The sequence below is a fragment of the Longicatena sp. genome, assembly GCF_982403165.1.
Genome location: NZ_CEVYEL010000001.1, coordinates 48,080 through 63,541, shown reverse-complemented (window position 1 = coordinate 63,541; position 15,462 = coordinate 48,080). Strand labels below are relative to the sequence as shown.

Here is a 15,462-nt window from a genome sequence, read left to right as displayed (position 1 = left end):
ATTAGCAAAAGAAGCGAATGCCTTTTTTAATTATATACTAGCGCAATATTACCTAATTTTCTGTTTGATTTAAACTTCTTAAGGTTTCCTTTCAATGCGCTTTTTTGCCTTTTTTTGTGTTATACTTCTAATAAAAGATGAAGGAGGGTATGCAGTTGAAAAAATTATTTGTGGGATGTTTAGCGATAGCCTTGTTAATTAGTAATATGACGGTCGTATCCGCACAAACGGCTACTGATACGACACAGGAAAAAACATCCACTTTTGATGGTATAGAAATTGTTACGGGCGAAACCTATCAACCGGTTTCTGAAGGTAAAAATACAATGAAGAATGTAGCTATGGGAGATACGATGGAAAAAGGAAATTTGTATCGTTCTGCCCGTGTTGCAGACCCTTATTGGGAAGAAGGGAAATTCTATGATGGCTATGGCACTTTATTGTATGGCGGAAATGCAAAGAAAATCATAGATGTTTCAGAATGGGAAGGAGTAATTGATTGGGAGAAGGTAAAAGCATCCGATGTAGATGGTGTTATCTTACGTGTAGGCTATGGGAACCAAATGATGGATAAACAGTTCTTGCGAAACTTAAAAGAATGTAATCGTCTGGGGATTCCTTATGGTTTCTATTTATACAGTTATGCGTATGATGCGAATTTTGCATATGCTGAGGCACAAGGATTGCTTGAAATGTTAAAGGGACAGGATCTTTCCAATCTGGCTTATCCAATTTTTTATGATATTGAAAACTTTGGAACATGGTCAGAAGATGGTGTTACCTACCATACTCCATCAACGATTGCGGCATATGAAGAAATCATTGCCACCTTTATTGCGCATATGAATGAGGCTGGTTATCATGGCAAGGTTCAAGTTTATTCCGGTCGTTATTATACACAAACGAAACTTAATTCGGAAAAGATTTTACCTTATGTTTCATGGATTGCCGAGTATGGTCCTAAATTGAATTATGTAAATACGTATTATGATGGAGAAGTGGCATGGCAGTATACGGAGAAAGGCAGTGTGGATGGTATTTCTTATGATGTAGATATCAGCAGTTTTGCCGGCGATGCAATGCATGTCATACTTCCTTCAAGCATTCAATTATCAGCTTCTACTGCAACACTTGAAACAGGACTGACCAAAAAAATCAATGCCAGCGTGTATCCTACAGGTGCTTACGATGCATTGTCATGGACAAGCAGCAATCCAAAGGTTGCACAGGTAAGCAGCAATGGCACGATTACCGCAGTGGCATCGGGAAGTGCAGTCATCACGGCAAAGACAGCTAATGGAAAGACGGCTTTGGTAAATGTGCTTGTAAAGACGCCAACGGTGAAATTATCAGCCATTTCTAAAACAATGTATCGTGGGGAAACAACTAAGCTAACAGCGACATCCAGTAACAAAAAGCCTGTATCTTGGACAAGTAGTGATCCTACGATTGCCAGTGTAGATAGCAATGGAACAATTAAGACACTAAAAAATGGTACGGTGAAAATCAGTGCAAGTGCTAATGGTGGTAAAGCTACATGTACCATCACGGTGAAAGAGCCAATTCAGATCAGTGCAACAACTTCTTCTATTTATCGTGGTAAAACAACGACATTAAAAGCAATACCGGCATATAGTACGACAATTACATGGATGAGCAGTAATCCATTGATTGCGACCGTAAGTTCTAATGGTGTAGTCACCGGTAAGAAAGCAGGAACGGTAACGATAACAGCCAAAGCGTTTGGCAAGAGTGTTACAAAAACAATTAAAGTGGTAGAGCCATCCTTAAAAGTAACAGGAAGTACATCACTTTATCGTGGTAAGACAACCACCTTAAAAGCCACAACTTCGTATAGTGCCAAGGTCACATGGACAAGCAGTAAACCATCGATTGCGACCGTAAGTTCTAATGGTGTAGTCACCGGTAAGAAAGCAGGAACGGTAACGATAACGGCCAAAGCGTTTGGCAAGAGTGTTGCGAAAACGATTAAAGTGGTAGAGCCATCCTTAAAAGTAACAGGAAGTACATCGCTTTATCGCGGTAAGACAACCACCTTAAAGGCCACGACTTCGTATAGTACCAAGGTCACATGGAAGAGCAGTAAACCATCGATTGCGACCGTAAGCTCCAGTGGTGTTGTCACTGGTAAAAAAGCAGGAACGGTATATATTTATGCGAATGCTTATGGAAAAAGTGTGAAATATAAACTTACGATAAAAGAGCCGGCTTTAAAGTTAAATAAGAGCAGCAGTTCAATTTATAAAGGGAAAACAACGACCTTAAAGGCCACGACTTCCTATCGTACCAAGGTCACATGGAAGAGCAGTAATTCATCAATTGCGACCGTAAGTTCCACTGGTGATGTCACTGGTAAGAAAGCAGGAACGGCATATATTTATGCGAATGCTTATGGAAAAAGCGTAAAGTGTAAAGTAACGGTGAAAAATCCGACAATTACATTAAATAAAAGCAAAGCAACTGCTTATGCTGGAAAAAGTTATACCTTAAAAGCAACAACCTCTTATCGTACGAAAATATCTTGGAAAAGCAGTAATACAAAAATTGCGACGGTGGATAGTAAAGGTATGGTAAAGCTTAAAAAAGCAGGTAAAGTAACCATATCCGCAACCGCTTTTGGGAAAAAGGTGAATTGTGTACTAACGGTGAAAAATCCGACATTGAAGGTAAGTAAGGCAAGCGTAAGCATCTATAGGAAGAAATCTTATACGGTGAAAGCTACAGCAGTACCTGGTGGAAAAGTAAGTTGGTCTTCCAGCAATAAGGCAATCGCAACCGTATCCAGCAGCGGAAAGATCACCGGGATGAAAAAAGGGACGGCTTATGTATATGCGAAGATTCACGGTTTAAAGAAAACAATTAAAGTTATTGTAAAATAAGGGCAAGATTGATATAATCAGCCCTTTTTTACGCATTTTATGTATAGAATAATAAAATATTATCTTAAATATACAGGTTATGAATTATTTACAACCGCTTTCATTTGTTATATAATTTGATACACTCCCGATAGAACTTGCATCTCTATACTGAAGGAGGATACATTATGAAAGTAAGACAACATCTGCAAGTGTCCGCAGAAGCTTTTTTTGCGGAGATTATGACATCGATTTGTGCAGATATTCAAAAAGAAACAAAGAAAAAAGTGCGCATGGCAATATTAGAAAAAGGATATTCCTATACCAAACGCTTGCCTAAGCGCAGCACGAAGAATGCCGAAGTGATTGTAAAAATCTTAGACTGCATTCCCAATCGTCGTTACTGTGCAAGCTTTACAAGCCAGATGGATATCACGATCGTATCTTACGACATTGAAGTGATGGATGCCGGCACGATTGCCGTAACCTATGAAGAAAATTATCAGCTGAAAGATGCCTATCAGCTGAAACATCGCTTTTTCAGAGATACGTTATTAGCAAAAGATGCCCAAAAACGTGGTATTAAATTATTGAAACATATTGAACATTGTATCATCAAACAGCAGAAAGCAGGTGCTGTGTGAGATGTTAACCATATCCTTAGAACCCAAGCAGAAGGATTTTATGGAAATCCTGTTAAACGCTGATGCGCCGATATCTATGATGATGCTACAAAAGCAATTAAATATGAGCAGACGCAGTGTATATTATATCGTCAATAAAGTAAATGAACTATTTGCCCAACTGCATATGGAACCTATTTCGAATATACGTGGGAAAGGCTATGTGATGAGTGAAACACAAAAGCTGCAGCTGAAGCCTTTTTTAGAACAACAACAGGATCATTTCCTGCGCCCTAAAGAACGTATTTTTTATCTTATCTGTTGGATGATGTATCCAACAAAACCGATTCACATAGAAGATATCATACAAACCTTGGATATATCACGCAATTCGGTTTTTAATGATCTTAAGGGACTGAAACATGAACTGTCTCATTATGATTTACAGCTAGAATTTGATTTAAAACAAGGGTATTTCATAACCGGTAAGGCATTGCATAAACGAGCTGTTCTTTTATACAGTTTAAAGATGTTGTTACATCGTGTGCATTATCGCAGCTTGAGCTTCCTGAATGTGGGGGAAGTAGAAGATTTTTATGAGCGCTTATTGCGTATCTCAGCTGAAATGGGAAATGAATTTGATAATGCTAATCTACTATCCATTTCCTGCCTGCTGGGAATCATTCATTACACGCATGATGAATTTGATTTCTCTTTATTGGAGTTGAAAAATTTAGCGGAAACAAAGGAATTGAATCTGATTGATACATACTTTCAAGATTTTCATGTACATGAACGCTTGTATTTGGCGGTACATCTGTTAGGCTCTAAGGCTGGGGAAGCCTTACAGGTAGAGGATGATGAAAATGATATTCGTTTGTTTGAATTGGCACAACGGATGAGTGATGCCTTTGAACGCATGGCATGTCTGCAGTTGGTTGATAAGAACGGCTTGATCAATTCCCTTTATCTGCACTTCAAATTATCTATGTATTATTACCGTTTATCTATTCAGGTAGTAAATCCTATGATACAGGAAGTAAAAGAGCATTATGCGGATATTTATGCGATGATTTCCATGATATGTCAAGATATGGCAAAAGCTTTTCCTTTCCCCGTTATGGAAAGTGAATTGGTGTATATTACCATGCATTTTGGCGGACATCTGCGTAAAGGAGGCGGTAAGTTTTATCGCCGTATCAAAGTATTGGTGGTTTGTCCAAGTGGTATTTCGACTTCAACGCTATTACGCAGGGAAATTGAAGATTTATATTCCAATGTGGATGTCGTGGCAACGACCTCAGCAGCGAATCTAGCGCAGTTTGAGGATGAAGTGGATTTTATTGTATCCACCATAACCCTTACCAGTGAAGTACCTTGGATACGAGTAAATACGATTTTAACACAAGAGGATAAATCGCGTATCGCCTCGATGATGATGTTGAATTATGAATCTTATACGATGGATCGCAAACAAGTGAATGGGTTATTTGATGTATTGCGAAAATATGTAGAGGAAGCACAAATGCCTCAATTACAGCGGGATGTCGTAGCATATTTGCGTAATGGCAATGTGTTGGTACATGTAGAAGAGGAAGAACAATTGCGTATCTTTGATGCTTTAAAACAGCAGACCATCCAGATCTTGGATGAACCAATGGAGTGGCAACAGGCGATCCATAAGGCCAGTGAGCCATTGTTGCATAGGGCAATCATCAAGAAGAGTTATGTACAAGCGATGATTGATTTATTATATGATTATGGTCCCTACATCGTATTGGCGAATGGTGTGGCAATTGCCCATGCCAATCCTGAGCAAGGGGCAAATGCTTTAGGATTATCACTGCTTATCAATAAACAAAGCATTACGTTTGAAGATGATGCCAACGTGCATTTTCTCTTTGTATTATCCAATCCTGATCAGGATAAACATTTGCATCTCTTACGCGATATCATGCGTTTGGCAAATGATACAGCTTTAGTAGATCAGCTTCTTAAGATGGACGATACGCTAGCTGTATTAGAAGGATTAAAGAAATTATCCAATATGCAATAAGGTATTAAAATAAAAAAAGGAGTCCAAGTGATTGCACAATGAAGTTCAGTCGGCTTGGACTTTTTCGTATCTTGCATGGTTGTTATAATGGCAACGTAAAGAGATGCATGTCTTACAAAAAAGGAGTGGATAAGGTGAAAGAAGAAAGTATTCAGCTTGCGAATATACAAATCGTATCACAGGTAAAGGATTGGCAAGAGGCAGTAACCTTAGGGATACAAAGATTAATTCTTCACGGTGATGTAAAGGAACAATATCTTAAGGCAGTCATCGATAACGTAAAACACTTTGGTACGAGTTTTATTGTTTCACCTTATGTTATCCTACCACATGCCAGACCGGAACAAGGAGTAATAAGAAATGCTGTTTCGATTGTCTTGGCACAAAAACCATTTTATTTTGATGAACAAAAGGTGCCGGTAAAGCTACTGCTGATCTTAGCACCGACAGATTCTCGCTCACATTTACAAATGTTGCAAAAGTTAGCGTATATCGTGAGTGACAATCAGACTGTCAAGCAGGTGATGGAATGTACAACACCAGAAGCGTTGTATGACATTTTCCTGCAGTATGAAGCTAAGGTGTAGAAAGATGGGGTGAGAATATATGAAATTTCAATTTGTTCCAGAACTGGTTAAAACGGATTTGGAGGCTGTTAATCAAAAAGAAGCCATCACATCACTTGTGACACTATTGAGGAAAGAAGGTTGTGTGCAGGATGATTACGCCGGGCTGGTACTGGAAAGGGAACAGCAGTATCCAACAGGTCTACAGACAAAAGGTGCGGCGATTGCTATGCCCCATGCGTTTGATGAGCGTATCAAAGATTCACATGTGGCAATCGGCATTCTGAAAGATGCTGTCAGTTTTCACAACATGGAAGATATGGAAGAAAGTCTAAATGTCCATATTATCTTTCTGTTAGCTGTTGGGCAAGCGCATGAACAGTTGGAAATGCTGAAGATCTTAATGGGATTGTTTCAAGAAGAAACGATGTTGCAAAAGATGCTGGCAACACATTCTTCGCAGGCAATCTGTGATATGTTGAATGGGTATGTGCAGCAACAAGCTTAAGAAGCAGAAAAGAGGATATAGAGATGAAAAAAATCGTAATTGCTTGTGGTGCAGGCTTGGCAACCTCAAGCATGGTAAAAGATAAGGTGGAAGCAATCTTAAAACAAAAAGGCATTGCTTTTCAAACAATGCAATGTACGTTAACAGAAGTTGATAATTACGATGGCAGCGTGGATTTGATTATAACGACCATGCGTGTCAGAAAGAAATATCATTCACCTGTACTTTCCGGCAGTGCTTATTTATCAGGTGTAAATGAAGATGAAGTAACCGCAAAAATGCTGGAAATCTTGCAAGGATAGAAAGGAGTTACGTATGCAAGTTGTAATGGATGTCATCAGTTACATTGTAGATCTGGGAAGCTATATCTTTGTCCCTATGCTCATGTGTCTGATTGGTTTATTGTTTGGTTTGAAGTTTCCCAAAGCTCTGCGTGCCGGGGCAACGGTTGGTGTTGGCTTGGTCGGTGTCAGTATCGTATCTACGCTAACATCACAATCTTTAGGCCCAGTCATTAATGAGATGGTAAAGGTCTTAAATCTAAATTTGACGGCAATCGATGTCGGTGGTTCACCGGCAGCAGCCGTAGGCTTTGGTGGGTTGTTAGGAGCATCACTGATCGTTATTATCATATTCGTAAATATCGTAATGGTTGCCTTAAAGCTTACCAATACGGTAAATGTCGATGTATATAACTTCTGGTACTTTGCCATAACAGCAGGTTTTGTACAGATTTTAACAGGTAGCTTCTGGTTAGCTATTTTAGCCGGTGTCACTCATGCCATCTTAGGCTTAAAGGTTGCGGATATCATGGCGCATCGTACCCAGCAAATCATCGGTATTGAAGCAATTGCCATTCCACATGGCTTTGCGGCAGCTAGTGCGCCTTTGTTCCTGCTGTTAGATAAAGTTTATGATCATATTCCTTTCTTAGCACATCGCAAGATGGAAGAAGAGTATGAAGAAGAAACCAAAAAAGGAATTGGCCATTATATCGGAGCTATCTTTGGAGAACGTATTTATTTGGGATTGATCATGGGTATGTTCTTTGGTATCGTAGCCGGCTATGATTTTAAGGGAATTGCCGATGTAACGATTAAAACAGCAGCCTTGATGGAATTATTCCCAACGATGGTTAAAATGCTGGTAAATGGTTTAATACCGATTTCCAATCAAGCAAAGCAATTCTTCACCAAGCATTTTGCGGACCGTGAATTGTATATCGGCTTAGATTCTGCTGTTACCATCGGACATCCGGTGACAATATCTGTTGGTTTCTTAATGATTCCTGTCTTTATGATCGTAGCGGCGGTGTTACCGGGAAATACGACATTGCCACTAGGAGAAGTACCGTTTGCGGCTTTCTATGTTTGCTTTGCGACGATTGTACATCGCGCAAATCGCAGAAGAACGATTGTATCCAGCTTGATCTTTATTCCAATCGTGTTATGGATTTCCAGTTGGGCTGCCCCTATGTTTACAGAGCTGGCACACAATGCAAATCTGACACTGGTAGCACAAAATCAGCAGGCAACTACGATGGCTTTAGGAAATCTGTTTATTTTAATTCCAACCTTATTAGCGGAAATACCGGTGGTTGGCGCTATTGCCTTGATTGTCATTGATGTAGCAGTCATCTTCGGTGGTAAGGCCTTGGAAAAATATTATGCGAAAGAAGACGCAAAATTTGAAGAAACAATTGGGATAGAATCCTTATAAGGAGTGTTAAAAAAATGAAAAAATTAACGATTGGTGTAGTAGGTGCAGGTATTTATGGAAATTATCATATCCATACCTATTGCTGTGATAAAAATGTTGAACGTGTGGTATTTTGTGATTTGAATGAAGAACGCAGAATAGCCACGGCTGATAAATATCAGATAACCGGTTATAAAACCGTAAAAGAAATGATTGCGCAGGAGCAGTTAGATGCAATCAGTATCGCAACACCGGATCCATATCATTTTGAACCAGCCAAAGATGCCATGGAAGCCGGAATCAAGTATTTGTTTATTGAAAAACCACTGGCTACCAGTGTAAAAGAATGTGAAGAATTAATTGCCTTAGCTGAAAAACACGGAGTTAAGATTTCGGTAGATTTTCATAAGCGTTGGGATCCTGCCTATAATGCCATCCGTGATGAAATCAAAAAAGATGAGGATACCTTTATCCGTGGCTATATGGCGCTGGATGATATCATTGATGTGCCTAGAAAGTGGTTTACTTGGACAGATAAATCGTCTCCTGCCTGGTTTCTAGGGGTACATTGTTATGATTTAATTCGTTATATAACAGACAGTGAAGTAGAAAAAGTATATGCAGTCGGTAATAAGGAAGTATTGAAAAAGGAAGGTTATCAGACATATGATAACATACAGGCAATCTTGACGATGAAAGATGGCAGCAACTGGACGGTAGAAAACAACTGGATCCTGCCTGTGACTTTTCCTAAATCCAATGATGGACAGCTTGTTGTCGTAACTGAAAAGAAATATTTTAAGAATGAATCCTATCGCGGTGTTAAGAGCTTTACGGATAAGAAAGAGTCGATTCCTAATTATATCTTCATGAATTTTACCCAAGACAGTGCCAGTGGCTTTGGTTTAGAACCAATGCAGGAATTTGTGGCTGATATTTTATCAGACCGTCCATTTAGAACTTCTATTTATGATGGTTTACAGGCAACGCGCATTGCACAGGCGGTACATGATTCTTGTGAAAGCGGAAAGGTCGTGTATTTATAACCATGGTGTGCATCGCCTCTAAACAATTACGGGTAGAAATTGATGAACTGGGTGCACAAATGCGTTCCTTGTATAGCATCCCACAGCAAATGGAATATTTATGGCAAAGAGATGCGGCGATATGGGGCAGCAGTGCTCCTGTCGTCTTTCCTGTCATAGGAAAGCTACACAATTTATCCTATCAGCTGGATGGAAAAACCTATTCCATGCGTTCTAATGGCATCCTGCGGTATGAAACGTTGCCCATTCTTGCGCAGGGAGAATCGTATGTGGAGTTTTTGTTCACCAGTACACAAGAAACAATGAAACAATATCCGTATCAATGCCGCGTGCGTCTGCGTTATGAAGTGATCGATAATAAGCTCATTGTAACAGCAGCGATTTCTAATGATGATACACGTACTCTATATTATAATTATGCCGGACATCCGGGGTTCCGCATTCCTTTAGATGAGAATGAATCCTGTGATGATTATTATGTAGAATTTGAGAAACCGGAAACAATGAATATTTATGAGGTATGTGAAAGTGGGCAGCTGCTACAGAAACAACAACCCTTCTTTCATGAAGAACGACGTTTCTTCATACGCAAAAATCTGTTTCAAAAAGAGGCATTGGCATTTATCCATCCTGCATCAACGAAATTGCATATTCGCTCATTGACAAAGCAAACAAAAATAACTGTTGATTTTACCGGCTTTGATCATGTGGGAATCTGGTCACCATATCATAAGGAGAAAAAGCTTTCCTTCCTATGTGTGGAGCCATGGATCGGTCATACGGACTTTTATGGCTATGAAGGCGATTTTAGTAAACGAGATGGCATTGCTTCTTTAGCACCGAAAAAAACAAGCGTACATCAATATAGTATTACCATATCTTAAAGGCGGATTGTTAAAATCGTAAACCCTTCTTACATAACTTACAGATAACAACTTTCGCTTTGGATGTATCATGAGATGAGCATGGTACATCTTTTTACTATGGAAGATAAAGAGGAGTATCCCTAAGAAAGAAAATTGTGCACTTTTCATAGCCGTGTTATACTGATAATATGTATATGGGAGGTATGATCATGGGATTCTTTAAAAAACATAAAGCAAAGCAGGAACAGCTTGTTCCTTTGGAGGTATATGAAGAAAATGAAATCCAAGAGCTGGAAGCATATATTCAGAAAACCTTCGGCCCTTTTGAAAATGTTTTTCACGAAATCTTTTCGCCGGATATTCATGTGGATATTGCCATAATAGCTCCTAATGAAACAGATCCTTATTATAAACTTGTCACCATGGGTATGGGTGCGCATGATATGGAGGTACCATCGCAATTTGCTGCGTATGAATTACGCAATGCCGAATTGCTAATCTATCTTCCAGCAGATTGGAACATCGAAAGTAATGATGAAAATGATTATTGGCCACTTCGTTGGCTGAAAATAATCGCTCGGATGCCGATAGATTATCATACATGGGTCGGTTATGGTCATACCATTGCAGCTGGATCCGATCGTGCAACGCTATCTGATAATAATCAATTTGAGGGGATTGGGCTGATTGAAGCATTAGAAGCCGAAAAGAAACCGGCGTGTGTGCGCTTAAGCAGCGGAAAACTCATCCGTTTTTATCAATTGTTACCTTTATATGGGGAAGAAATGGAGTATAAGCTACACTGTCAGGATATGGAGGCATTGTTAGCTAAATTTGATGATGATTTCTCACTTGTCGTCGATATTCATCGTAAAAATTATGGAAAGCTTTGAGTTTATAAAAGTCGGTTAACAATGATAGGATCACTCCTTTCGTAAACAACGTTTTCTTTATTTACGTTGTATACATAGAAGTATTCATATCACAATAAGACTGACTTTTTTTGTTTAAAATGAGCATTTCATATTGACAAGATAAGTACCTGGTATTATATTTAGCTTGCTAACAATTAGCAAGCTAATGATTGGGGGTGAAGAAATGAAAACGCCATTTTATCTTATGGTATTTAAAACTTTTCATGCACAGCGCAACCAAATTCGCAAAGATATGGAAAGTTATGAGCTTTCTCCGGGACAACCGAAGGTTTTACGCTATGTTTTAGGAAATGAGAATTGCATGCTGAAAGATATTGCCGAAGCGTGTGATGTAGAATGTGCTACAGTTTCCCGTATTTTAACTTCGTTAGAAGAGAAAAAAATGTTGATACGTACAATTGATGCGAAAAATAAACGCGCATTGAAATTATGCATTACCGAAAAGGGCAAGCATGCTTTACAAGAATGGAATGCCCATTGTAAAGAAGTGGAAGCATTGTCATTGAAAGGTTTTAGTGAGGAAGAGCAGGAGCAATTTAAACAGTTTCTTAACCGTATGTATCACAATCTTAGCAATAAAACGTTAGATTAGGAGGTAAGATTATGCTGAAACGTATGTTTCCTTATATGCATAAGTATCGCAAATATCTATGGCTAAGCTGTTTCTGTGTGGTTGCGGAAACCGTATTTGAGTTGGTCATTCCTTTATTAATGGCGGATATCATAGATGTTGGGGTTGCCAATCAAGATAAGACATATATTTTGTTACAAGGCTCTAAGATGATTGCATGTGCATTGCTGGCACTGATTTTAGGGGTGCTGTATGCACGCTTTGCGGCAACGGCAGGGCAAGGATTTGGAGCAGAATTGCGAAAAGATGAGTTTAGGAAAGTTCAGGAATTTTCTTTTGCGAATACCGACCATTTTTCTACAAGTTCTTTGATAACCCGTTTAACTAGTGATGTTACCATTTTGCAGACAGCCATTTCCAATGGAATACGGCCCTTTGTTCGCTCACCGGTCATGTTGCTGACAGCTTTAATTTTAACCTTTACGATTAATAAAGATCTAGCCATCGTATTCTTGATAGCAATCCCGATATTGGGCCTTGGTTTATTTCTGATCATTCATAAGGTAGGTCCTTTATATCGTTTGATGCAGGCATCCATCGACAAGGTAAATACCATCGTTCAAGAGAATCTGATTGCCATACGTGTGGTGAAATCCTATGTGCGAGGCACGTATGAGAAGGCCAAATTCCAAAAGGTCAATGAGCAATTACGCTATGCAAGTGAAAAAGCATTCCGGACTTCTGTATGGAATCTGCCATTGTTTCAGGTGGTTATGTATACGACCATTTTATGTATTCTCTGGTTTGGGGGAAATATGATTTTCGTTGGTACGATGAAAGTCGGGGAATTGACCGGGTTTTTAAGTTATGTTTTACAGATACTGAATTCTTTGATGATGATTTCCAATGTCTTTTTGATGTTGACACGATCACTTGCCAGCTGTGAACGTATTATTGAAGTGCTGGATGAACCATTGGATATCCATGATGAAGCAGGAGCTGATGCTTATATTGAACATGGAACGATTGATTTTTCTCATGTGTATTTCAAATATAAGAAAGATGCTGAAGAATATGTGCTGCGTGATATCAATCTGCATATTCCAGCCGGTTCTACCATCGGTATTCTGGGAGGTACCGGTTCGGCAAAAACAACCTTGGTACAGTTGATACCACGTTTATATGATGTGGAAGATGGCATCGTATCCATTGATGGACGCAATGTGAAAGCATATCCTTTACAGCATTTACGTGATGCCATTGGTATGGTATTGCAAAAGAATACTTTATTTTCCGGAACGATTCGTGAAAATCTGTTATGGGGAAATGCGCAGGCGGATGATGAAGAGCTAGACTGGGCGTGTGAGGTTGCTTGTGTAAATGAGTTCTTACCTAATTTCCCTAAGGGATATGAAAGTGATTTAGGGCAAGGCGGTGTTAATGTATCTGGTGGACAAAAGCAGCGTCTTTGCATAGCAAGAGCATTGCTGAAACATCCTAAAGTCTTAATTTTTGATGATTCCACGTCAGCTGTGGATACCGCAACCGAAGCGCATATTCGAGAAGGCTTAGCAGCTTTAAAAGACACAACAAAAATTATCATTGCGCAACGGGTCACCAGTGTAATGCATGCGGATCAGATCATCATCTTAGAGGATGGAGGTATTCATGCCATCGGCACGCATGAAGAGTTGTTGGCAAAGGATGCCATTTATCAGGAAATTTATACTTCACAACAGGAAGGAGCTGGTTTCCATGGCTAAACAGATTACGGGAAAGAAACCCCAAAATATGCGGAAAACCTTAAAAACCTTTCTGCATTATTTAGGAAATCATAGCTTTGCTTTGTTGTTTGTTGGGGTATTGGTAATTGCCAGTGCAGGAGCGAATCTATATGGCACCTATATGTTACAACCCATCATAGATAATTATATTGTTCCTCATGATTACGATGGTTTAATCATGGCCATTCTGTTTATGGCTTTGATGTATGGCAGCGGTGCTGTATGTACGGCTATTTACAAACAGCTGATGACGCATACCTCACAAAAGATCGTTATGGAAATCCGTCAGGATTTATTTGCGAAAATGCAGAAATTACCATTACGCTTCTTTGATTCAAATACGCATGGGGATATTATGAGCCATTTTACAAACGATTTGGATACGGTACAGGATGCAATGAATAACTGCTTTGATAATCTTATCCAAAGCTTTACCATGATAATCGGTACATTGATTGCCATCTTTATTTTAAACTGGCAGCTTTCATGTATTGTTATGATTTTTATGATTATTATGTATTTGCTGATTCAGTATTACAGTAAAAAGTCTAAGTATTATTTTTCGCATCAGCAAGCAGCGATGGGAAAATTAAATGGGTTTATCGAGGAAATGGTTGATGGTGTTAAGGTCGTTAAAGTATTTAATCATGAAGAACCAAACTTTGAAGAATTTGAACGCCGTAATGAAGCATTGCGCAGTGCAGCTACCGAAGCACTGACTTATTCTGGAAGAACTATACCAACGGTTGTGTCATTGTCATATTTCAACTACGCAATTGTCGCATGTATTGGAGGTTTCTTCGCAATCGCTGGAAATCTTGGCCTTGGGGCATTATCCGCATATTTGGTATATGTACGTCAAACAGCTTTGCCAATCAACCAATTCACGCAACAGTTAAACTTTATGTTAGCCGCAATGGCAGGTGCTGAGCGTATTTTTGATATGATGGAAGAATGTGAAGAGGTAGATAATGGAGAAGTAACCCTTACACGGGTCCGTCTGTTAGCCGATGGCAGTATGCAGGAATGTCAGGAATATACAGGACATTGGGCATGGCGACATCCACATGATGGTGAAATTGAACTTGTATTGCTGCGTGGTGATGTCCGTTTCCATGATGTTGTTTTTGCCTATGAACCAGGGGTAACGATCTTAAAAGACATTAACCTATATGCCAAACCCGGACAGAAAATTGCCTTTGTGGGCAGTACCGGAGCCGGCAAGACAACCATCACCAATTTGATCAACCGCTTCTATGATATCGAAAGTGGCAGTATCACCTATGATGGGATAGATGTAAAGCTCATTGCCAAAGATGATTTACGTCGTTCGATGTCCATCGTATTACAGGATACGCATCTGTTTACGGGTACGATTGCGGATAATATTCGCTATGGAAATCTACATGCTACCATGGATCAGATTATTGAGGCAGCAAAACTGGCAAATGCTCATTCTTTTATTAAGCGTCTTCCTGATGGATATCATACGATGCTGAGTGGAGATGGAGCAAACTTATCACAAGGACAGCGTCAATTGCTTGCGATTGCCAGAGCAGCAATCGCTAATCCTCCAGTTCTGATCTTAGATGAAGCAACTAGCTCTATTGATACACGTACGGAAAAACTGATTGAACAAGGAATGGATAAATTAATGCAAAATCGTACCGTCTTTGTGATTGCCCACCGTTTATCTACGGTTCGCAATGCCGATGCCATCATGGTCTTAGATCATGGAGAAATTATCGAACGTGGAAGTCATGAAGAACTATTAAAACAAAAAGGACGTTATTATCAATTATATACCGGACAGTTTGAATTAGATTGATAAGATAGATTTCCATGTCTTTGTAACCTTTTTTAGAAGTATTAAGGGCAGCTACGTATAAATAACTGCTCTTTTTCATTAAGAATCAAAAAAATTACTGTC

The 15,462-nt window shown here is 39.3% G+C and carries 13 protein-coding genes; all 13 read left to right on the top strand.

Annotation, left to right across the window (positions count from 1 at the left end; translation table 11 throughout):
* Nucleotides 1–155 precede the first annotated feature (155 nt).
* Nucleotides 156–2,900 (top strand): Ig-like domain-containing protein, encoded by a 2,745-nt coding sequence (locus tag AC1VS3_RS00295; protein ID WP_481275471.1) that lies wholly within the window; start codon nt 156–158, stop codon nt 2,898–2,900.
* A gap of 167 nt (nt 2,901–3,067) precedes the next feature.
* Complete coding sequence (locus AC1VS3_RS00290) at nt 3,068–3,523, top strand: DUF3284 domain-containing protein (RefSeq protein WP_008689915.1); 456 nt, start codon at nt 3,068–3,070, stop codon at nt 3,521–3,523.
* 40 nt (nt 3,524–3,563) lie between these two features.
* Nucleotides 3,564–5,558 carry a BglG family transcription antiterminator gene (locus AC1VS3_RS00285; RefSeq protein ID WP_227160462.1) on the top strand — a complete coding sequence of 665 codons (1,995 nt, stop codon included), beginning with the start codon at nt 3,564–3,566 and terminating at the stop codon, nt 5,556–5,558.
* A gap of 134 nt (nt 5,559–5,692) precedes the next feature.
* Nucleotides 5,693–6,145, top strand: coding sequence for a PTS sugar transporter subunit IIA (locus AC1VS3_RS00280; protein WP_008689913.1), 453 nt, complete (start codon nt 5,693–5,695; stop codon nt 6,143–6,145).
* A 19-nt stretch (nt 6,146–6,164) separates the two neighbouring features.
* Complete coding sequence (locus AC1VS3_RS00275) at nt 6,165–6,632, top strand: PTS sugar transporter subunit IIA (RefSeq protein ID WP_008689912.1); 468 nt, start codon at nt 6,165–6,167, stop codon at nt 6,630–6,632.
* A gap of 23 nt (nt 6,633–6,655) precedes the next feature.
* Nucleotides 6,656–6,934 carry a PTS sugar transporter subunit IIB gene (locus tag AC1VS3_RS00270; protein WP_008689911.1) on the top strand — a complete coding sequence of 93 codons (279 nt, stop codon included), beginning with the start codon at nt 6,656–6,658 and terminating at the stop codon, nt 6,932–6,934.
* A 13-nt stretch (nt 6,935–6,947) separates the two neighbouring features.
* Nucleotides 6,948–8,351, top strand: a complete 1,404-nt coding sequence (locus tag AC1VS3_RS00265) for a PTS transporter subunit IIC (RefSeq protein WP_008689910.1) — start codon at nt 6,948–6,950, stop codon at nt 8,349–8,351.
* 14 nt (nt 8,352–8,365) lie between these two features.
* Nucleotides 8,366–9,376 (top strand): Gfo/Idh/MocA family protein, encoded by a 1,011-nt coding sequence (locus tag AC1VS3_RS00260; protein WP_008689908.1) that lies wholly within the window; start codon nt 8,366–8,368, stop codon nt 9,374–9,376.
* Between the two features lie 2 nt (nt 9,377–9,378).
* Nucleotides 9,379–10,260 carry an aldose 1-epimerase family protein gene (locus AC1VS3_RS00255; protein WP_008689907.1) on the top strand — a complete coding sequence of 294 codons (882 nt, stop codon included), beginning with the start codon at nt 9,379–9,381 and terminating at the stop codon, nt 10,258–10,260.
* A 191-nt stretch (nt 10,261–10,451) separates the two neighbouring features.
* Nucleotides 10,452–11,135, top strand: a complete 684-nt coding sequence (locus AC1VS3_RS00250) for a suppressor of fused domain protein (protein ID WP_132225035.1) — start codon at nt 10,452–10,454, stop codon at nt 11,133–11,135.
* 205 nt (nt 11,136–11,340) lie between these two features.
* Entirely contained in the window at nt 11,341–11,769 is a 429-nt protein-coding gene (locus tag AC1VS3_RS00245; RefSeq protein WP_008689905.1) for a MarR family winged helix-turn-helix transcriptional regulator, read from the top strand.
* An 11-nt stretch (nt 11,770–11,780) separates the two neighbouring features.
* Entirely contained in the window at nt 11,781–13,511 is a 1,731-nt protein-coding gene (locus AC1VS3_RS00240; RefSeq protein WP_008689904.1) for an ABC transporter ATP-binding protein, read from the top strand.
* Nucleotides 13,504–15,360 (top strand): ABC transporter ATP-binding protein, encoded by a 1,857-nt coding sequence (locus AC1VS3_RS00235; protein WP_008689903.1) that lies wholly within the window; start codon nt 13,504–13,506, stop codon nt 15,358–15,360. The genes AC1VS3_RS00240 and AC1VS3_RS00235 overlap by 8 nt, the downstream gene beginning before the upstream one ends.
* The last annotated feature ends 102 nt before the right edge of the window (nt 15,361–15,462 follow it).